The sequence below is a fragment of the Vibrio owensii genome (assembly GCF_002021755.1).
Classification (GTDB): domain Bacteria; phylum Pseudomonadota; class Gammaproteobacteria; order Enterobacterales; family Vibrionaceae; genus Vibrio; species Vibrio owensii.
Genome location: NZ_CP019959.1, coordinates 2,298,167 through 2,314,595, shown reverse-complemented (window position 1 = coordinate 2,314,595; position 16,429 = coordinate 2,298,167). Strand labels below are relative to the sequence as shown.

The following is a 16,429-nucleotide window of genomic DNA, read 5'->3' as shown; positions in this document are numbered from 1 at the left end:
TTACTTCTCAGCGAGTTGCTTATTCAGCGCGACGATTTCAACGGCCATTTCTTGCGCCAATATTGTGGTCATCAAATGGTCTTGAGCATGTACCATCACTAACGTCATTGGTACTTTGCCTTCTCCTTGGTCTTCTTCGATCAATTGAGTTTGAATCAAGTGTGCTTTGTTAATGCACTCTCTCGCTTGAGAAAGCTTTTCCTCCGCTGCAACGAAATCTTTCTCTCTCGATAGACGTAACGCTTCGTAACTTAGACTTCTAGCCTCACCAGCATTGCAGATGATTTCCATCACAACTAATTCTTGTTCCATGTCTTCTCTCCGAAAAGAAGGGCTGCCAAGTCACAGCCCAATTAATAGTTAAGCCGTCACGCCTTCACCCGAAGGCTGCTCTGCTTCTTTGGATTCTTTATTGGTCGGTAATTCTTGCTCAAGTACCTGTTTCTCGAACATCTTGAAGAACGGCAGGTAAATAAAGAGGTCAAGAATAAGCAGGCCAATCACCAACAAAACAGGTGAGAATGTCCAACCACTTCCCCATGACGCACCAATAATCGCTGGCGTTGTCCAAGGCGTGGTCGCGACACCCATACCAACAAAACCAAGATGCACAGCAAAATATGCGATGGTTGCGTTCAAAATTGGAGCAAATACGAATGGAATAAATAGAATTGGGTTCATCACTACAGGGCTACCAAAAATGACTGGTTCATTGATTTGGAAGAACCCCGGAACAGCACTCATGCGACCAATACTTTTGAGGTGCGCTGAACGACTGAAAGACATCAGCAGGACTAGCGCCAGTGTTGCACCCGAACCACCAATGAAGATATAGAAATCCCAGAAAGGTTGAGTGAATACGTTTGGAATAGGCTGACCAGCAACAAACGCATCAATATTCGCACTGATATTAGTTAAGAAGATTGGGGATAACAGACCAACAACGATTGCAGCCCCGTGGATACCTGCAAACCACAACAACTGACACACAAGCAGCGCACCAATAATCGCTGGTAAAGTATTAGAAGCGCTGATCAATGGTTTGAACATTGCCATCACGGCATCAGGGATCAACATGTCATATTGAGTTTGAACAAAAATACTCAACGGATAGAGCGTAATGAAAATTGCCAAGACTGGCAGTAAAACTTCAAAAGAACGAGCGATAGCTGGCGGTACCTGCTCTGGCATACGAATGGTGATGTTATGCTTCTTCATAAATCGGTACAGTTCAACTGAGAAGAAAGCACACATAACCGCTGTAAAGATCCCTGTTCCTCCCATGTGATTCATCGCTAAAGCACCATCTTTGGCAGGAGCAGCAACCAATAAAAAGCTCATGAGTGACAAAACTGCACTAGTAATGCCGTCCATCTTGTACGCCTTCGCCAAACTGTAGGCGACCCCAAGCGAGACAAATATGGTCATGATCCCCATAGACATATTAAAGGGCATCATTATGGTATCGAAATGCGTTGTCGCGAAATCCAACCATATTTGCCCTAAAGTAAACGTGGTACCTTCAGCAAATGGGGGAAACGCAAAAATTAAGATAAAACTGCCGACAATAATAAACGGCATTGCCACAATAAATCCGTCTCTCATTGCTCTAACATGAGGTTGATTACCCACTTTAGCCGCAATTGGGGCTATATGCTTTTCGACGATTCCGATAATCGCATCATAAAGCTTCATAGATTCCATCCTTATTTCAGACAAAAGAATTCCGCACCGAATATTTATATTCAGTTAAAATTCCTACTTTTATTTAAATTATTGAATTAGTTAATAAGTTCTAATGCTTGTTGTAGTACTTCTTCCCCTTTCATCATTCCGTAAGCTTGAGGGGAAATCGCTTCAATATTTTTGCCGTGTTCATTTGCTGTTTTACGAAGCTCTTCTAGTTGGAATCGCACTTGCGGACCCAACAAGCAGACGTCGTATTCTTTAATTGCTTCATCAAAAGCATTCACTGACAGCGCATCTATCTTGCAGTCAATGCCTTGTTTTTCAGCTGCTTGCTCCATTTTCTTAACCAACATACTGGTCGACATCCCAGCACTACAGCACAAAAGAATTTTTTTCATAGCCTTACTCCCGTTGTGTAAATTTCAATCTACAAAAACTGTAGCAAAAATAACCAACGCAAAAAAGCGCAACCGGTTGCATTGTTCGTGAACCAAATCTCATTTTAGAAAATACAGCCTATTTTTTATTAATTATTTAGGTCTAGGATAAAAGCCAACAAAATAACAAAATGCATTAATTTATATTTATAACTATCAATATATTACTACTGACAACGTCATAATTAATTTCTAAAAAGGAATAGAAAATGAAATTAAATAAACTGGCTATGGTTACACTTTTAGGTACTGCGCTATCTCAATTTTCATTTGCCCAAACTGCACCAAAAGGCACGATATATTTAACCTTTGATGACGGTCCTATTAACGCTTCTATTGATGTGATTAATGTGCTTAATGAACAAGGCGTTAAAGGCACTTTCTACTTTAATGCTTGGCACTTGGATGGCATTGGCGATGAGAACGAAGATCGTGCATTGGAAGCTTTGAAACTGGCGCTTGATACAGGGCATGTCGTCGCGAACCACAGCTATGCTCATATGGTGCACAACTGTGTTGATGAATTTGGCCCAACGAGTGGTGCAGAATGTAATGCAACCGGCGATCACCAAATCAATGCTTACCAAGATCCTGTTTACGATGCTTCGACATTTGCAGATAACTTAGTCGTGTTTGAGAGATACCTGCCTAACATCAACAGTTACCCGAACTACTTTGGCGAAGAACTGGCTCGCTTGCCTTATACCAACGGCTGGCGTATCACAAAAGATTTTAAAGCCGACGGATTATGTGCAACCTCTGATGATTTAAAGCCTTGGGAACCCGGCTATGTCTGCGATCTTGATAATCCATCAAACAGTGTAAAAGCTTCTATTGAAGTACAAAACATCTTGGCGAATAAAGGATATCAAACGCATGGTTGGGATGTAGATTGGGCACCAGAAAACTGGGGAATTCCAATGCCTGCTAACAGTTTAACAGAAGCAGAAGCATTTCTTGGCTACGTTGATGCCGCATTAAACAGCTGCGCACCAACCACGATCAATCCGATCAACTCAAAAGCCCATGGCTTCCCTTGTGGCACGCCCTTGCATGCTGACAAAGTCGTGGTCTTAACACACGAATTCCTATACGAAGATGGCAAGCGTGGTATGGGGGCGACTCAAAACCTTCCTAAATTAGCAAAATTCCTTCGAATCGCTAAAGAAGCAGGTTACGTATTCGATACCATTGATAACTACACGCCTATTTGGCAGGTCGGCAACGCGTATGCTGCCGGTGATTACGTAACGCATTCTGGCACTGTTTACAAAGCAGTGACAGCACACATCGCGCAACAAGACTGGGCACCATCTTCTACTTCTAGCCTTTGGACCAATGCAGATCCTGCTACCAACTGGACACTTAACGTTTCTTATGAAGCAGGCGATGTCGTGACTTACCAAGGCCTACGCTATCTAGTCAACGTACCGCACGTATCACAAGCAGACTGGACTCCGAATACACAGAACACCTTGTTCACAGCTCTATAGGCTGTTCCTACTATCACCATGTAGTAGTTTGCGCGAGGCATACCCCTCGCGCTTTTTTTGTTTCGAGGATTCAGAAACTTCGAGGCACCGCCTTGAGCTACCGTATCGGCGCACCGACCTAACTGGGCAGGCACTCCTGACGCCACGCTGGATTTGAATTCACAAACCCTAGATACAACAAAGCCCCGACTTTCGTCGAGGCTCTGTCTTGGAATATGGTACCGGTGGGCGGACTTGATTGGACAGGCACTCCTGACGCCACGCTGGATTTGAACTCACAAACCCTAGATATAACAAAGCCCCGACTTTCGTCGAGGCTCTGTCTTAGAATATGGTACCGTTGGGCGGAGTTGATTGGACAGGCATTCCTGCCGCCACCGCGAAGGCAACGCTAACTTTCTTCCGCCATTTTCAAACACCCAAAACGACGAAAGGCCGCTTTAATAGCGACCTTTCTATATATGGTACCGGTGGGCGGACTTGAACCGCCACGCCCGAAGGCAACGGATTTTGAATCCGTCGTGTATACCAATTTCACCACACCGGCATCTCTGGGCTATTGCCCTTTGATGGTTGGCATTATACGTAAGCTTTTGACCTGCGCAAGCAGAAAAACCTTAAATAACTATCGTTTGCTGATAATTTCGCCACAAAGTGTGACAAAGGAGATCTCATCTTAGCTCAGTCTGCCGTTTCGCTTTGTTGTAATACTACCATTCAGCCCTATAAACGATTAACGGTAACATCCGAAACGTAACCATTACCTATATTAGATAGCGCACCATGAATCATCGTCGCTGCATCACCTGCACTCATAAAGCTACTGGTGTCTAATGACTTACCGCTCGTCTCCCAAAATTCCGTTGCCATACCTCCAGGATACACAGCGATAATTTTCATTGGTTTGCCTTTTAATTCCATACGAACGGATTCAATCAAACCTTTGACAGCCCACTTCACCGCGCAGTAGGTCGATTCTTGTGCCTTAGGCTGCAGTGCTGCTGTCGACATCACCATCACAACGTTTACTGGCTGATCTTGATAACGTTTGACCAACTCTCGAAGGATATTAATCGCCGAAGTGAGGTTATTTTCAATCAGCTTTTGAATCTCTTGCGGGTCTTGCTCAGCTAATAAACCAAAATACCCACTTCCCGCACAGTGAATCAGCTTAGAAGGCACTTTAGGCAGCTCATCAAACAAATTCTCGACTTGGGATGTATCCACCAAATCACAACTACGTGTTTGCGCTTTATTGGAGAGATGCTGAGCAAGAGTCGCCAACTTCTCTTCACTGCGTCCGGTTAACAGTGTTTCTTCGCCTTGAGCATCATACAACTTAGCTAGCTGCGCACCTAAGCCACTACTCGCGCCAGTAATTACGATCATCTTGTACCTCTATCACGTCATTCGTAATTTTGTTAACTCAGCAAGGTACCGTATGTTTGATGATTTCACAGGCTGAGTAGCGCGAAGTTTGAACTGGATAGCTTTGTTAAGTGGAAGGATGGATATAAAGTGTCTTCTGCTACGGTGATTTCTTCGTAATTAGAGACTCTGTGCGTTAGCTCTCTTTTCACCAACAAGCGGAATCTATATCCTGACGCACAATTTTAAAGGTAAGTGATGGAACTATGACGACTTCTACAACTCTTCCACCAGCAGGCTTCTTTCGTCGATTAGCGGCGTTGTTCTACGACACGCTGATTATCTTGGCGATTGAAATGATGGCTGCAGGTGTTGTAATGGCAATCGTCTTTGCGCTGAATGCAGCAGGATTGCTGAGCTACGGGGAATATGCGGATGCAGCTGACATGCTAGGAAAACATCCTGTATTAAGCCCACTATTTACATTCTATCTGGCGGCAGTCTGGGTATATTTCTTTGTATTCTTCTGGACTCGAGCAGGACAAACCTTAGGGATGCGAGCTTGGAAAATGCAAATTCGTAACAGTAAGGATGGTGCACCAATTACGGTCACTCAAGCGTTAATTCGTTTAGGTACGTCGGGCTTTGGTTTGGCTAACTTAACTGTGCCAATCGACCCACAAAAACGTGGCTTCCACGACATCTGGGCAAAAACTGAAGTCGTTGTCTTGCCGAAAGCAAAATAACAAAACAGCGTAAACAGAATAGAAAAAAGGAAGGCACTGTACCTTCCTTTTTTATGTTTATCGCTTTGGAAAACCTACAGTTTTCTTCTTAGCAAGGATACCGCGATTGCTAGGAACACTAAGCTAGGGGCCAATGCACCGAACACTGGTGGAATGCCGTATACCAAGGTAAGAGGTCCAAAGAACTCACTGGATATGTAGAAGGTAAAGCCCGCGACCACACCCGAAAGGACTCTTGCGCCCATGGTGACACTACGCAATGGACCGAAAACAAACGACAACGCCATCAGCATCATTACCGCGATAGAGAGCGGTTGAGATAGCTTGCGCCAAAATGCCAGTTCATAACGTGAGGCATCTTGTTCCGACGCTTTCAAATAGGTCACATAGTCATACAGGCCACTTAAAGAAAGCTCTTCTGGTTTCACCGTTACCACCGCCAGCTTATCTGGCGCTAATGAGGTGTGCCATTCCATCTGCTCTAAATCGCGCTTGGTAATGACGTTTTCATTTTCCATATCGGTGATTTGCACATAACGCATCAACCAGTTGTTATCTTGTTGGTAGTCGACTTCTTCTGCGAAGATAACTTTGTCTAAGTTCTTCTCTTCATCGAAACGCCACATGTTCAAGCCGTAGAGTTTGTCGTCTTCTACTTTACCGATAAAAATGAAGTCATTGGCATCACGAGCCCACACCCCAGCCCGAACGGAGACAATACTACCGCCAGACAAAGCAAACGCACGTAAATCACGAGCCATCTTTTGCGCTTCTGGTGCGCCCCACTGACCCAACGTCATAACGATAAGCATCAATGGTACGGCCGTTTTAAGCACAGATAAGCCGATGTCCAACTTAGAGAAACCCGCGGCTTGCATTACCACAAGCTCAGAGCTTGATGCCAGCATGCCCAAGCCAATCAAAGCACCCAGTAGCGCTGCCATTGGGAAGAACATTTCGATGTCGCGAGGAATACTCAAAAGTACGAAGTAAAGCGCATGCATTAAGTCATAAGCACCACGGCCGACTTTACGCAGCTGCTCTACGTATTTGATGATGCCCGACAAGCCAACGAAGGTCGCCAGAACCAACGCAGTGGTAGAGATGATCGTTCTACCGATGTAAAGGTCTAAGAGTTTAAACACAGCTTACGCGAGCCTCTTCTTGCGGAATTTGTCTTTCATTCGTCGAACAGGAACGCTGTCCATCATGTTTGCCAAAATAGCCACTATCAACAACATTGCATTGATTGGCCACATACCAATGGCCGCAGGAATCGCACCATCCTCTAACGCAGATTTCGTTGCACTGATGGCAAGGAAGTACGCAAGGTAAATCAAGATGGCCGGTCCCATTTTAGCGAAACGCCCCTGACGTGGGTTCACTGCGGATAAAGGAATAACCAGCATCGTTAATAGTGGAATACATACGAACAATGAGATACGCCATTGCAGCTCTGCTTGCGCTTCAGGATCTGGATGGCCAATCAAGTCCGCCGTTGGGTATGCCTCCCAGTCGCGACCTTTTTGCTTCACCTCACGTTGGCCAATCACACCTTCGTACTGATCAAACTTAGTCACCATGTACTCAACACGAGTCGGCACACCTTCATAACGCGTCCCCTCATGCATGGTGATGATCTGACGGCCATCCGACAATTCTTTCACTTCACCAGAAGAAGAGAACATGACGCTAGGCAAAATAGAATCACGTGGGCGCATCTGTGCTACAAACACGTTACTTAACGTGCTGTCTTTAATGTCATCAATGAAAACAACCGAAGAACCATCTGGCGTGCCTTGGAACTGACCTTTCTTAAGTAGATCAACGCTGTTTTCGGCAGCGACTTGTTCATAAAGCTGCTCTACGCGGTCTTGCGACCAAGGTGATAGCCATAATGCGTTAAACGCCGCAACACCAGAAGTAATGATCGCCAAGTACAACGCCGCTTGTACTAGGAATTTATTCCCAATACCTGTTGCGTTCATCACCACGATTTCACTTTCTGCATATAAACGACCAAACGTGATCAATATGCCGATGTACAAACTCAATGGCAGCATTAATAGCCCCATTGCTGGCATGTTTAAACCAACAATTGAGAAAATTAATCCAGCAGGAATATCCCCGTCCGAAGCGTCAGCAAGAACACTGATAAACTTCTGACTCAAAAACACCAAAAAAAGCACGAAGAAAATCGCAAATTGGCTCTTGAGTGTTTCGCGGATCAAATATCTAACAATAATCACGCTGAAATTACCTATACAAAACTTGTTTTTTTGGTCGAATCACTATAGTTTCCCGTTGAACCATTTATTTTTTTAAAAATTATAAACTAGATGTTAGCGCTTAAATCAGCTCTGTTGGTAAGACCTGAGCTTAAATTCAACAAGTAAGCGATCATTATCTAACATTTAGAGCAATTTGTCTTCAGGATGTAGGAGTACGCATGGAGTTCAGTGTTAAAAGTGGCAGTCCAGAGAAACAACGTAGCGCATGTATCGTTGTTGGTGTGTTTGAACCACGTCGCCTTTCTCCAGTAGCCGAGCAACTTGATAAAATCAGTGACGGTTACATCAGTTCACTACTTCGCCGTGGTGATCTAGAGGGTAAACCTGGTCAGATGCTGCTACTGCATCAAGTACCAGGTGTTTTGTCAGAGCGCGTTCTACTTGTAGGTTGTGGTAAAGAACGTGAGCTAGGCGAGCGCCAGTACAAGGAAATCATTCAAAAGACGATCAGCACACTTAACGAAACAGGTTCTATGGAAGCAGTATGTTTCCTAACTGAACTTCACGTTAAGGGTCGTGACACTTACTGGAAAGTTCGCCAGGCAGTAGAAGCGACTAAAGATGGTCTTTACACATTCGATCAGTTCAAGAGCGTTAAGCCAGAAACTCGTCGTCCACTGCGTAAGCTAGTATTCAACGTACCAACGCGTCGTGAACTAAACCTAGGTGAGAAAGCAATCACTCACGGTCTAGCTATCGCATCTGGTGTGAAAGCATCAAAAGATCTTGGCAACATGCCACCAAACATCGCAAACCCAGCGTACCTTGCTTCTCAAGCACGTCGCCTTGCTGACGATTACGAAACCGTAACCACCAAGATCATTGGTGAGCAAGAGATGGAAAAACTGGGCATGACATCTTACCTAGCAGTAGGTCGTGGTTCGAAGAACGAATCAATGATGTCTATTATCGAATACAAAGGTAACCCAGAGTCAGAAGCAAAACCTATCGTACTTGTCGGTAAAGGTCTGACGTTCGATTCAGGCGGTATCTCTCTAAAACCTGGTGAAGGTATGGATGAGATGAAGTACGACATGTGTGGTGCTGCGTCTGTATTCGGTACAATGAAAGCGCTAGCGAAGCTAAACCTACCAATCAACGTTATTGGTGTTCTAGCAGGCTGTGAAAACATGCCAGGCAGCAACGCTTACCGTCCAGGTGACATCCTAACAACCATGTCTGGTCAAACTGTAGAAGTTCTGAACACGGATGCGGAAGGTCGTCTTGTTCTTTGTGATGCACTGACTTACGTAGAGCGTTTCGAACCAGACTGCGTAGTTGACGTTGCAACGCTAACTGGTGCTTGTGTTATCGCACTAGGCCACCATATCAGCGGCGTAATCTCTAACCACAACCCACTTTCTCATGAGCTAGTAAACGCTTCTGAGCAAGCGAGTGACCGTGCATGGCGTCTACCAATGGCAGACGAGTACCACGAGCAGTTGAAGAGCCCATTTGCTGATATGGCAAACATCGGTGGTCGTCCTGCTGGTACTATCACTGCGGGTTGCTTCCTGTCTAAGTTTGCTAAAAAGTACAACTGGGCACACGTCGATATCGCAGGTACTGCGTGGAAATCAGGCGCAGCGAAAGGCTCAACGGGCCGTCCTGTCTCAATGCTTGTCCAATTCCTTTTGAACCGCAGCGGCCAAGAGACAGAAGAGTAATTTCTGAACAACATCTAAAAGGGCCGCAAGGCCCTTTTTTATTACCTCGATTTTCTAAAATGAAAATCGGATTTAATATGGTTTCAGGAAGAGACCAACGGCAAGTGAGAGAATGATGCAAACTGCAACCTTCTACATCATTAACGAAGAGAGCCCGCAAGCAACGGTGGCTGGCTTTGAAGAATACATCGTGTTTTTGGCTCAGCACTTTGCTCGCCAAGGCGCAAAAGTATATCTGAACTGCCAAGACAAACCGCACGCCGAGCAGCTCGCTGAAGCCTTTTGGCAAATTGATGCAGACAAGTTCATGGCACATAATCTTGTAGGTGAAGGACCGAAATACGCCACCAATATTGAAATCGGCCATGAAGGTGTAAAACCTAATTGGAACCGTCAGCTGGTAATTAATTTGGCGGAAAATGAGACAACCTTTGCGAACAAGTTTGCTCAAGTGGTAGACTTCGTGCCTTGCGAAGAAAAAGCTAAACAGCTAGCAAGAGAAAGGTATAAAATTTACCGTCAGGCAGGTTATCAACTGCAAACGATCGAAATTCAATATCCTTAACGGTCAATCCTTATAGTTAAGCTCTCCACTCAGAGAGTTCACTTATAAAGATTGACTTAGATTCAACCATCAACGTATCCATTAAAAGAGCGCTATGGAAAAGACATACAACCCAACTTCAATCGAACAAGCTCTGTATCAGACTTGGGAAGAGAAAGGCTACTTTAAGCCACACGGTGACACTACTAAAGAATCATACAGCATCATGATCCCGCCACCGAACGTCACTGGTAGCCTACACATGGGCCACGCGTTCCAAGATACGATCATGGATACGCTTATCCGTTGTGAGCGCATGAAGGGTAAAAACACTCTTTGGCAAGTAGGTACGGACCACGCAGGTATCGCAACTCAGATGGTTGTTGAGCGTAAGATCGCTGCAGAAGAAAGCAAAACAAAACACGATTACGGTCGTGAAGCTTTCATCGACAAAATCTGGGAATGGAAAGGCGAATCTGGCGGCACTATCACTAAGCAGCTTCGTCGTCTTGGCGCATCTGTAGACTGGGATCGTGAGCGCTTTACGATGGACGATGGTCTATCTAACGCCGTTCAAGAAGTGTTCGTACGTCTATACGAAGACGATCTAATCTACCGCGGTAAGCGTCTAGTTAACTGGGATCCAAAGCTACACACAGCGATTTCAGATCTAGAAGTAGAGAACAAAGACACTAAAGGCAACATGTGGCACTTCCGCTACCCACTAGCAGATGGCGTTAAAACAGCAGATGGCAAAGACTACATCGTTGTTGCAACGACTCGTCCAGAGACCATGCTAGGCGATACTGGTGTTGCAGTTAACCCAGAAGATCCACGTTACAAAGATCTTATCGGTAAAGAAATCATCCTTCCTATCGTTGATCGTCGCATCCCAATCGTGGGCGATGAGCACGCAGATATGGAAAAAGGTACTGGCTGTGTGAAAATCACACCTGCGCACGACTTCAACGACTACGAAGTTGGTAAGCGCCACCAGCTACCAATGATCAACATTTTGACTTTCGACGCGAACATCCGTGACGCTTCTGAAGTATTCAACACCAACGGCGAAGCAAGCGACGCTTACAGCACTGAGCTACCAGCTAAGTACCACGGTATGGAGCGTTTTGCTGCTCGTAAAGCTATCGTTGCTGAATTCGACGAGCTAGGTCTACTTGAAGAAGTGAAAGATCACGATCTACAAGTTCCTTACGGCGACCGTGGTGGCGTGGTTATCGAACCAATGCTAACTGACCAATGGTACGTACGTACTGCGCCTCTAGCGAAAACAGCAGTTGAAGCAGTAGAAAACGGCGACATCCAATTCGTTCCTAAGCAATACGAAAACATGTACTTCTCTTGGATGCGTGACGTTCAAGACTGGTGTATTTCTCGTCAGCTATGGTGGGGTCACCGCATCCCTGCTTGGTACGACAACCAAGGTAATGTTTACGTAGGTCGCGACGAAGAAGAAGTTCGTAAGAACAACAACCTAGAGTCAGTCATTGAACTTCACCAAGACGAAGACGTACTGGATACATGGTTCTCTTCTGCACTATGGACGTTCGGTACTCAAGGTTGGCCAGAGCAAACTGACGATCTGAAAGTATTCCACCCTTCAGACGTACTAGTAACTGGTTTCGACATCATCTTCTTCTGGGTTGCGCGCATGATCATGATGACCATGCACTTCGTGAAAGACGAAAACGGCAAACCACAAGTACCATTTAAGACGGTTTACGTTACAGGTCTAATCCGTGACGAAAACGGCGACAAGATGTCTAAGTCGAAAGGTAACGTACTTGACCCAATCGACATGATCGATGGTATCGACCTAGAGTCTCTAGTAGAGAAGCGTTGTGGCAACATGATGCAGCCTCAGCTAGCGAAGAAGATCGAGAAGAACACTCGTAAGACGTTTGAAAACGGTATCGAAGCATACGGTACAGACGCACTACGTTTCACTCTTGCAGCAATGGCATCAACAGGTCGCGATATCAACTGGGATATGAAGCGTCTTGAGGGTTACCGTAACTTCTGTAACAAGCTATGGAACGCGAGCCGTTACGTAATGATGAATACAGAAGAGCAAGATTGTGGCTTCAACGGTGGTGAGATTGAATACTCACTAGCGGACAAGTGGATCGAGTCTCAGTTTGAACTTGCAGCGAAAGCGTTCAACAACCATATCGACAACTTCCGTTTAGATATGGCGTCTAACACGCTTTACGAATTCATCTGGAACCAATTCTGTGACTGGTACCTAGAGCTAACTAAACCAGTTCTATGGAAAGGTACTGAAGCGCAACAGCGTGGTACTCGCCGCACACTAATCACGGTTCTTGAGAAGACTCTACGCCTAGCTCACCCAGTGATTCCTTACATCACTGAAACTATCTGGCAAAGCATCAAGCCACTCGTTGAAGGTGTAGAAGGTGAGACAATCATGCTGCAAGCACTGCCTCAATTCGACGAAGCAAACTTCAACCAAGAAGCGCTAGACGATATTGAATGGGTGAAAGCGTTCATTACCAGCATCCGTAACCTACGTGCTGAATACGACATCAACCCAGGTAAGCCGCTTGACGTTATGCTGAAAGCTGCAAACGCAGAAGACGCAGCGCGTCTAGAAGCAAACAAACAAGTACTGATGTCTCTAGCGAAACTAGAATCTGTACGCGTACTTGCTGCTGATGAAGAAACGCCAGCGTGTGCAACAGCATTGGTTGCTAAGTCTGAGCTGATGATCCCAATGGCGGGTCTGATCGACAAAGACGCTGAGCTTGCTCGTCTAGATGGCGAAATCAAGAAGACTCACGGCGAAATCAAGCGTATCGAAGGCAAACTAGGTAACGAAGGCTTCGTAGCGAAAGCACCTGAAGCGGTTGTTGCTAAAGAGCGTGAGAAGCTTGAAGGCTACAAAGAGACACTAGCTAAGCTAGAAGAGCAGAAGACAACGATCGCTGCACTTTAATCGCTAAAGGCTAGAGTAAAAGAATCAAAGGGTTGATGTGAAAGCATCAACCCTTTTTGCATTTTATCGCTCGGAAAGCTTTCAAAGATATTCGCTCTTCTCTCCTACTTTCCCTCCTTTTTAATAGTTTTTACCTATCAAACTAATCTTAACTGCCCATTAGATTTAATGATAATAATTCTCAATAATAGACCTATCGAAACAACACAACGATTGAGTAATTATCATGAAAAAGACACTAACCTTTGCAGCACTCCATTTTACTATCGCGTTTAGTGTCGCTTACGTGCTTACTGGCGACATTCTAATTGGTAGTTTAATTGCCATGATTGAGCCTTCAGTGAACACCGTCGCTTTCTACTTTCATGAAAAGGCATGGGCAAAAGTCCCAGCGCTTAAAGCTCGTCAGTGGATGACCAAATTAAAAACCGCAAGCTTTGCCACTATCCACTTCAGTGTTGCCTTTAGCGTGGTTTACTTACTAACAGGTGATGCGTTTGTCGGCGGTATCATGGCGATGCTAGAGCCAAGCTTGAACACAGTGGCTTACTACTTCCACGAGAAAGTATGGATGCGTAAATCAGATAGCCAAACCCCACAGTTCTGCCTACACCAACACGCTTAAATATGGAGGCTCAATACGCCTCCTAACGAGCAAAATGACATTTACCATTGACAAAGTTGCGCACCGCAATTAATTTAATTGCGGTGCGCAACTTTATTTTTAGAGGTAAGTGATAATGAATGCTCGTCAACTCCGACACTACTCCCGTCAAGCCGTCCGATTGCTTGGTATGCTCGATAAACAATGCGGCGATGTCGCTCTCACTCCAGTACAAGCGCACGCCTTAGGTGAAATCCAGCTGCAGCCGTTAACCATCAATCAATTGGCACAGCAGCTTAATGTCGACAAGTCCAATGCGAGCCGAACCGTTACTGGTCTGATTAAATTAGGCTTGGTTGAGAGCATCGAAAACCCAAAAGACAAACGTAGCCAACTTGTAGCGCTTACAGAGCGAGGGCAACTGGCGTTATCGCAACTAGACCAGCAGCAAAACAGCTTCTTTGAACAACTGCTTACCCAACTGGATGACAGCGAGCGAGAGCAACTCAAACTTGGTCTGGAGACTTACCTAAAAGGGCTAACAAAAGTGTGTCAGGCTGAGGAATACGTTCTTCGACCTCTTACCAAAGCAGATAACTCGCAAGTTGCAGACGTGATTCGTAAAGTCTCTGCAGAATACGGTTTAACCGCAGACAAAGGTTATGGTGTGGCCGATCCAACGCTTGATGACATGTACTCGGTTTACGACCAGCAAAGCGCAGCCTACTGGGTAGTCGAATACCAAGGCGAGATTGTGGGCGGCGGCGGCTTTGCACCTTTAGCTGGTGAGCCAAATGTGTGTGAGTTGCAAAAGATGTACTTCTTACCTCAAACAAGAGGGCACGGTTTAGCCAAACGCATCGTCGCATTGAGCTTACAACTGGCGAAACAGTTTGGGTATCAGCAGTGCTATTTAGAAACGACAGAATGTCTAAGAGAAGCGGTAGGCTTGTATGAAAAACTAGGCTTTGAGCATCTCGATGCCCCGCTAGGACAAACGGGGCATGATGCATGTGAAGTCGTGATGCTTAAAACTTTATAGCGCTTTATCCCAAAACTTAAAGTACAAGGTGGGTAACACAGAGCTCTTGGCTAAGCGCCACTGTAAATGCTTGACGTTGCCCATCCAACTCCACCACGAGTTCGTAGAGATCATTTGGATCGGGATCATTAAGATCGGCATACTTTGGCGCTTCGATCTGGAATAAAGCACTCGCATGATCCGCTCGGACATCAATAGGAATATGGTAAGTCATGCCATTAAACTTAACCGATGCTGATACTAAACCCGGAGCAAAAGTTTGGTAGTACAAATCCACCTTAAACTCACAACCACCACCGTGGTGCCAAATCTGCTCGGTAGCCACGCGGTCTAAACGCACATTGCGAATAAACTGCAGATACGGTTCTTGCCATACCCCTAAGCGCTCATCACTCTTTTGGTATTCATGATCCGCAAGTGAACACAACTCTGGTTTATCCTCATCCAACAGAAGATCTTCTTCTTCCTCAAGGAACAGGATCTCAAAACGGTTACGCCCCATCTGCATGAACGGGCGAATGTCTTTTTTGTACACGCTTTGTGAGCCATCACAGTCGAACAATGCTACCCCGTTCAAACGCACTTCTGCATGGTAATCCACACCACCCAACACCATTTCTACCGCAGGGAATACCATCATGGATTCGTCCACTTCAATGTCGTGCATCAGGTGCCACTCTTGCTGACGAATCGCTTCTTCAGTCAGTTCAGCAGGCAATACCTGACTCAAAGGAGCAGGGAAAGTAATGTCATCCTGTGGGATAGAAAGGTCCGTCAGTGGAGAGACTTGCCATAAACCGGCGAGTGAGAGTTGCATATACACCTTGAGCTAGATCAATTTTCACGCATTATATACACAACTAACTTAGGGTTACAGGCTATAAGCAGACAAACTCAATGAGAATTATTTATCGTTATCTTCGGTTATCATTTTCAAGGCACAAAAAAGCCAGCGATAAACGCTGGCTTCTTAGATTGAATAAGAGGATTACTCTTCGTCTTCATCATCTTCTTCAGGGTAAAGCGCATCTTCGCCTTCGTAGTAAGTACCCCAACCGTCGTAAATGATGTCGTATTTTTCTGCAAGATGAACCAGTTTCTCAACCTGTGCATCAATTGCTTCTGCGTTTAGTGCAGATTCCATTGTTGCATCACAGCAAAGCAGTTTGTTGCCGTCTTCATCTTCTGTTTCTTCAGCTTCAAGAACTTCAAAGCCCATCTTGAACGCTTCAACAACCGCTTTTTCTAGCGTATCGAAGTCTTCAGCAAATAGGTGGTGCTCGATTTCGTATAGTGAATCTGGATCGCTGCCGTCTTCTAGCAGCGCTGCAATGATATCGCGAGTCTCTTCCTTTTGAATCTCAATTAATTCTTCTACTGATAGATATTCATCTTCGTGAGACATGTTTTGGCTCCAGATTAGTTACTTGATGGAAACACTATACTCTAAACTGAGTACGTTAATGCGGTGAAATATGGCACGGATTGCGATGAAAAGCCACAAACAAACACCAAACTGCGGTGATTCTTGATGATAATTTTTACTCGTAAATCTAAACCCCGCTCACAGAAAC

15 protein-coding genes and 1 tRNA gene are annotated in these 16,429 nt (G+C 45.2%); 7 read left to right on the top strand and 9 right to left on the bottom strand.

Going from position 1 to position 16,429, the window contains the following annotated elements:
- From A9237_RS10575 to A9237_RS10565, 3 genes are all read right to left on the bottom strand, one after another.
- Positions 1–312 carry a PTS lactose/cellobiose transporter subunit IIA gene (locus tag A9237_RS10575; protein ID WP_005441971.1) on the bottom strand — a complete coding sequence of 104 codons (312 nt, stop codon included), beginning with the start codon at positions 310–312 and terminating at the stop codon, positions 1–3.
- 48 nt (positions 313–360) lie between these two features.
- A complete protein-coding gene (locus A9237_RS10570; protein ID WP_009707622.1) occupies positions 361–1,695 on the bottom strand; it encodes a PTS sugar transporter subunit IIC in 1,335 nt (444 codons plus the stop codon).
- Between the two features lie 86 nt (positions 1,696–1,781).
- Positions 1,782–2,087, bottom strand: coding sequence for a PTS sugar transporter subunit IIB (locus A9237_RS10565; RefSeq protein WP_020197390.1), 306 nt, complete (start codon positions 2,085–2,087; stop codon positions 1,782–1,784).
- Between the two features lie 248 nt (positions 2,088–2,335).
- Here A9237_RS10565 and A9237_RS10560 point away from each other — a divergent pair, with 248 nt between their 5' ends.
- Positions 2,336–3,619, top strand: a complete 1,284-nt coding sequence (locus A9237_RS10560; protein WP_078608154.1) for a polysaccharide deacetylase family protein — start codon at positions 2,336–2,338, stop codon at positions 3,617–3,619.
- Positions 3,620–4,081: 462 nt separating this feature from the next.
- Here the strand turns inward: A9237_RS10560 and A9237_RS10555 are convergent.
- Positions 4,082–4,166 (bottom strand) — tRNA-Leu (locus tag A9237_RS10555).
- A 176-nt stretch (positions 4,167–4,342) separates the two neighbouring features.
- Entirely contained in the window at positions 4,343–5,008 is a 666-nt protein-coding gene (locus tag A9237_RS10550) for an SDR family NAD(P)-dependent oxidoreductase (RefSeq protein WP_078608153.1), read from the bottom strand.
- Positions 5,009–5,253: 245 nt separating this feature from the next.
- Between A9237_RS10550 and A9237_RS10545 the strand changes: the two genes are divergently transcribed.
- Positions 5,254–5,733, top strand: coding sequence for an RDD family protein (locus tag A9237_RS10545; RefSeq protein ID WP_005441982.1), 480 nt, complete (start codon positions 5,254–5,256; stop codon positions 5,731–5,733).
- A gap of 74 nt (positions 5,734–5,807) precedes the next feature.
- On the opposite strand, the gene lptG is transcribed toward A9237_RS10545, so the two are convergent.
- Both lptG and lptF read right to left on the bottom strand, forming a co-directional pair.
- A complete protein-coding gene (gene lptG / locus A9237_RS10540) occupies positions 5,808–6,878 on the bottom strand; it encodes an LPS export ABC transporter permease LptG (RefSeq protein ID WP_078608152.1) in 1,071 nt (356 codons plus the stop codon).
- Between the two features lie 3 nt (positions 6,879–6,881).
- The gene (lptF, locus tag A9237_RS10535) at positions 6,882–7,982 is read right to left on the bottom strand and encodes an LPS export ABC transporter permease LptF (protein ID WP_009707625.1); all 1,101 of its coding nucleotides are present in this window, start codon (positions 7,980–7,982) and stop codon (positions 6,882–6,884) included.
- Between the two features lie 200 nt (positions 7,983–8,182).
- Here lptF and pepA point away from each other — a divergent pair, with 200 nt between their 5' ends.
- The 5 genes from pepA to A9237_RS10510 all read left to right on the top strand — a co-directional run bounded on the left by pepA (position 8,183) and on the right by A9237_RS10510 (position 14,855).
- Entirely contained in the window at positions 8,183–9,691 is a 1,509-nt protein-coding gene (gene pepA, locus A9237_RS10530) for a leucyl aminopeptidase (protein WP_005432840.1), read from the top strand.
- A gap of 115 nt (positions 9,692–9,806) precedes the next feature.
- Complete coding sequence (locus tag A9237_RS10525; protein ID WP_005432852.1) at positions 9,807–10,256, top strand: DNA polymerase III subunit chi; 450 nt, start codon at positions 9,807–9,809, stop codon at positions 10,254–10,256.
- A 94-nt stretch (positions 10,257–10,350) separates the two neighbouring features.
- Positions 10,351–13,209, top strand: a complete 2,859-nt coding sequence (locus A9237_RS10520; protein ID WP_078608151.1) for a valine--tRNA ligase — start codon at positions 10,351–10,353, stop codon at positions 13,207–13,209.
- 226 nt (positions 13,210–13,435) lie between these two features.
- Positions 13,436–13,834, top strand: a complete 399-nt coding sequence (locus tag A9237_RS10515) for a DUF2061 domain-containing protein (RefSeq protein ID WP_078608150.1) — start codon at positions 13,436–13,438, stop codon at positions 13,832–13,834.
- Positions 13,835–13,949: 115 nt separating this feature from the next.
- On the top strand, positions 13,950–14,855 hold the full coding sequence (locus A9237_RS10510; protein ID WP_078608149.1) for a bifunctional helix-turn-helix transcriptional regulator/GNAT family N-acetyltransferase: 906 nt from the start codon (positions 13,950–13,952) through the stop codon (positions 14,853–14,855).
- Positions 14,856–14,871: 16 nt separating this feature from the next.
- Here A9237_RS10510 and A9237_RS10505 read toward each other — a convergent pair whose 3' ends face one another.
- Complete coding sequence (locus A9237_RS10505; protein ID WP_078608148.1) at positions 14,872–15,672, bottom strand: glycosyl hydrolase 2 galactose-binding domain-containing protein; 801 nt, start codon at positions 15,670–15,672, stop codon at positions 14,872–14,874.
- A 171-nt stretch (positions 15,673–15,843) separates the two neighbouring features.
- A complete protein-coding gene (gene rraB, locus A9237_RS10500; RefSeq protein ID WP_005432867.1) occupies positions 15,844–16,260 on the bottom strand; it encodes a ribonuclease E inhibitor RraB in 417 nt (138 codons plus the stop codon).
- Positions 16,261–16,429: the final 169 nt, after the last annotated feature.

What these genes read in the sequence shown, in the direction of transcription:
- A9237_RS10575 (WP_005441971.1), bottom strand. Translation starts at nt 312, where the DNA reads ATGGAACAAGAATTAGTTGTGATGGAAATCATCTGCAATGCTGGTGAG.
- A9237_RS10570 (WP_009707622.1), bottom strand. Translation starts at nt 1,695, where the DNA reads ATGAAGCTTTATGATGCGATTATCGGAATCGTCGAAAAGCATATAGCC.
- A9237_RS10565 (WP_020197390.1), bottom strand. Translation starts at nt 2,087, where the DNA reads ATGAAAAAAATTCTTTTGTGCTGTAGTGCTGGGATGTCGACCAGTATG.
- A9237_RS10560 (WP_078608154.1), top strand. Translation starts at nt 2,336, where the DNA reads ATGAAATTAAATAAACTGGCTATGGTTACACTTTTAGGTACTGCGCTA.
- A9237_RS10550 (WP_078608153.1), bottom strand. Translation starts at nt 5,008, where the DNA reads ATGATCGTAATTACTGGCGCGAGTAGTGGCTTAGGTGCGCAGCTAGCT.
- A9237_RS10545 (WP_005441982.1), top strand. Translation starts at nt 5,254, where the DNA reads ATGACGACTTCTACAACTCTTCCACCAGCAGGCTTCTTTCGTCGATTA.
- pepA (WP_005432840.1), top strand. Translation starts at nt 8,183, where the DNA reads ATGGAGTTCAGTGTTAAAAGTGGCAGTCCAGAGAAACAACGTAGCGCA.
- A9237_RS10525 (WP_005432852.1), top strand. Translation starts at nt 9,807, where the DNA reads ATGCAAACTGCAACCTTCTACATCATTAACGAAGAGAGCCCGCAAGCA.
- A9237_RS10520 (WP_078608151.1), top strand. Translation starts at nt 10,351, where the DNA reads ATGGAAAAGACATACAACCCAACTTCAATCGAACAAGCTCTGTATCAG.
- A9237_RS10515 (WP_078608150.1), top strand. Translation starts at nt 13,436, where the DNA reads ATGAAAAAGACACTAACCTTTGCAGCACTCCATTTTACTATCGCGTTT.
- A9237_RS10510 (WP_078608149.1), top strand. Translation starts at nt 13,950, where the DNA reads ATGAATGCTCGTCAACTCCGACACTACTCCCGTCAAGCCGTCCGATTG.
- A9237_RS10505 (WP_078608148.1), bottom strand. Translation starts at nt 15,672, where the DNA reads ATGCAACTCTCACTCGCCGGTTTATGGCAAGTCTCTCCACTGACGGAC.
- rraB (WP_005432867.1), bottom strand. Translation starts at nt 16,260, where the DNA reads ATGTCTCACGAAGATGAATATCTATCAGTAGAAGAATTAATTGAGATT.